Origin of the sequence: Fusobacterium sp. SYSU M8D902 (assembly GCF_040199715.1) — a bacterium.
Lineage (GTDB): Bacteria > Fusobacteriota > Fusobacteriia > Fusobacteriales > Fusobacteriaceae > Fusobacterium_A.
The window spans coordinates 1-3,369 of the sequence record NZ_JBEFNA010000053.1; the positions used below are offsets into that span (position 1 = coordinate 1).

The following is a 3,369-nucleotide window of genomic DNA, read 5'->3' on the forward strand; positions in this document are numbered from 1 at the left end:
ATTATAATATAAAACTAAAAATATAATCAATTGGAAAGGAGGAGTATGGTATAAGTTTTATATTTATATCATACAAGAAATAATGAAAGAAAAAATAGTAGTTATTGACTTAGTAGATTATAAAGAAAATTTTTTATTTATTGATAATAAATATTATTTTGCAGATATTTATGTATTGATAGATTCATTAGAAATTGATAATAATTCAGTAATTCCAAGATATTGTAATGGAATTAAAAACAAACCTTTTAACTTTAATTTAAAAGATGAATTAGAAGCAAAAGCTTATGAAGATAATAATATTCAAGAGAAAATTGAATTGTCTAATTTCCTAGATTTAGAGTTTTTAGAAATATCTGAAAACTTAAATAAATGGATTCAAAAAAATATTCTTTCATTTAAAAAAGATAATAATTTAAAAATAAAAATTAATATAAATATTAATTATATATTTGTGGAGAGGGTAAGAGAGGAAAGGAGCTGATATAATGAGTTTCGCTATAATGAGAATATAAAAGTGGAAGGAAAAAAAATAAATGTAAATGATATTTTAATGGAAAATAGAAAAAAAATTGTAGATGATATTATAAAGTCAATAGAAGAAAATCAAGCTATGTTTTCATATGATTGGAATAGAGAGTTATTAAGACCTCAAAACCCTGTTTCAGGGGCTAAATATAATGGAATTAATAGATTAATTCTTGGAAGAGAAGCAGTTAGTAGAAATTTAGATGACCCAAGATGGCTTACATATAGTCAGGCTAAAGAAAAAGGTTGGACAGTTAAAAAAGGAGCTAAAGGAGTTAAATGTGAAAAATGGATTTTTACAGAATTAAAAGAAGAAAAAATAATTAATGCAGAAGGAAAAGAAGAAATAATAAAAAAAGAAGTAGAAAGAAGTAGACCTATTGCTAGTTATTTTGTTGTTTTTAATGCAAAAGATATTCATGGTATTCCTCCATATGAAAAAAATATTAAAACAACAGAACAAACTTTTGAAATAGCTAATAATTTTATAAATTCTTCTGAATGTCCAATTATAGAAGTTTTACAAGATAGAGCTTATTATTCATTAAATGAAGATAAAATTATTTTACCTCCTAAAGAATATTTCAAAGATGAATTATCATTTTTGAGTACCACTTTGCACGAAATGGGACATAGTACTGGACACCCTTCTCGTTTAAATAGACAATTTGGTAAATTTGGAAATCAAGCATATGCTCGTGAAGAACTAACAGCAGAATTAACATCTATGTTTATTCAATCTGATTTAGGAATAGAGCTAAAAGGAGAACATTTAAATAATCATGCAGGTTATTTAAAATCATGGGTATCTGTTCTAAAAAATGATTATCAAGAATTTTATCGTGCTATTAATGAATCTCAAAAAGCAAGTGACTTATTATATAATAACTATCTTGAATATTTAAAAGAAAATAATATTGAATTAAATAAAGAAACTGAAAAAAAAGAAAATTTATTTGATAAATTGGAAGTAATTTATCACTATTCAGAAAAAGAGTTTAATATTCCTGAAGAAACAACTTTAAAAGGTATAGAAGCCTATAAATTTCTAAATGAAGTTGTAAAATTTGATAAAGAATTAACTGAAAAAAGAGAAAATATATCAGAAGAAGATAAATATATTTCATATTCAAAATTATATATGACTTTTAAATACGGAGATTATAATACAAATAAAATAAGAATAGATTTGGGAGATGGAGAGTTTGGAAAAAGGGAGCAAGTATCAGAAGCTTTAAAATATAGATTAGATTCTTTTCCTGATTCATTATTAACAATGACAGATTCTTATGTAAAAGATTATAAAAAATTAGGAAAAAATTATACAAAAGAAGAAATTATAGAAAGTGCTAACTCTTTGAAAGAAGAAATTTCAAATTGTATAAAAGATTTTCAAATTAATGAAAAAAAATATTTAAATGAATATCCTGATTTAAATAAAAATTTAGATAATTCAAAAGATATTGATAAATTATCTATAAAATTAAGTTATTCAGAATTTGGAGGAATTTTCCTTGAAAATACTGAATACAATGGAAAAGAAGCAGTTAAATTATTAAATGAACTTTTTCAAAAAGAACAAACTCTTAAAGAAACAGAAGGATATTACAAAACTAGAATAAATATATCTTATGATAATGAGATTATTTTTTCAGATAGAATGGATTTAGGAGATAGAATAGCAGAAAATCCATCTCAAACAGAAAAAAAAGATATAAACCATTTTTTTAATTATTATTTATATCCTTATTTAAGCTTTGAAAAAGAAGAGAAATCTTCTGAATTTCAAAAAATGTTAAAAACTTATTCAGAAAATATTAACAATTTATATACTGATGAAAAAGAAGGATTTTATAAAGAACAAATTAATGAAAATTCTTATAATGTTGGTTATTATGAAAATGGAACTTTAAAAACTCCTTTATATGTATATACTCAAAAAGAAGATTCCACTTATTATATTTCTGAATATATAAATATTCCTAATGATGGATTAGGTTATCATAATTTTTTTAATGAAGATAATCAATTAACTTCTTCAAAAACATTTTATAACAATAAATTTACAGGATTAGTTGAAGAATATAATAAAAATTGTGAAATTATTTCTTGTAAATTTGAGCCTGAAAATTTTAATCCTCAAAATTTAACAGATGAAAATGGATTAAAACAAGGTCTATGGATTGAAAAAGATGATACTTATTTTAAAATTTACAATTATAAAGATAATAATTTAGAAGGAAAATATAATATTTTCTATTCTAATGGATTATTAGCTGAAACAGGAGAATATTTAAATGGAACAAAACTAGGAACAGTTAATAAATACTATGAAACAGGAGAAAAATTATCATCAGAAGATTATAGTTATTCAAATGATGGAAGTGAAATTATTTTTAAAAATCAATATACACAAGATGGAAATTATCTAACTAAAGAAAAATATCTTGATGGAATTTTAGAAGGAGATAGAACTATTATCTTTCTTGGACATAAAGGTTATACTCCAATTATAGAAGAACATTATTCTAATAATGAATTAACTGGTTTAAGAAAAGAATACTATGAAAATGGAAGGATAAAATCAGAATTAAACTTTACAAATAGTAAAGCTGAAGGTCAATATAAAGAATATTATGAAAATGGAATAATAAAAAAAGAAGGACAATATCTTGATGGAAAAAGAGAAGGTAATTGGATTTGGAATTATGAATCAGGAGAAAAATTAAGAGAAATTGAATATTTAAATGGAAATGTTCCTTTCAATTGTTTGATGTATAATAAAAATGAAGAAGTTGTCGTTTAAAAAGTTACTGTTTTAAATAAAAAAATCCATTGTAA

Annotated in this window: 2 protein-coding genes; both read left to right on the forward strand. The window is 22.6% G+C overall.

Going from position 1 to position 3,369, the window contains the following annotated elements:
- Positions 1 to 82 precede the first annotated feature (82 nt).
- Positions 83 to 484: a hypothetical protein gene (locus ABNK64_RS10925; RefSeq protein WP_349764402.1), complete on the forward strand. Its 402-nt coding sequence runs from the start codon at positions 83 to 85 to the stop codon at positions 482 to 484.
- Between the two features lie 33 nt (positions 485 to 517).
- Positions 518 to 3,334, forward strand: coding sequence for a zincin-like metallopeptidase domain-containing protein (locus tag ABNK64_RS10930; protein ID WP_349764403.1), 2,817 nt, complete (start codon positions 518 to 520; stop codon positions 3,332 to 3,334).
- Positions 3,335 to 3,369 lie beyond the last annotated feature (35 nt).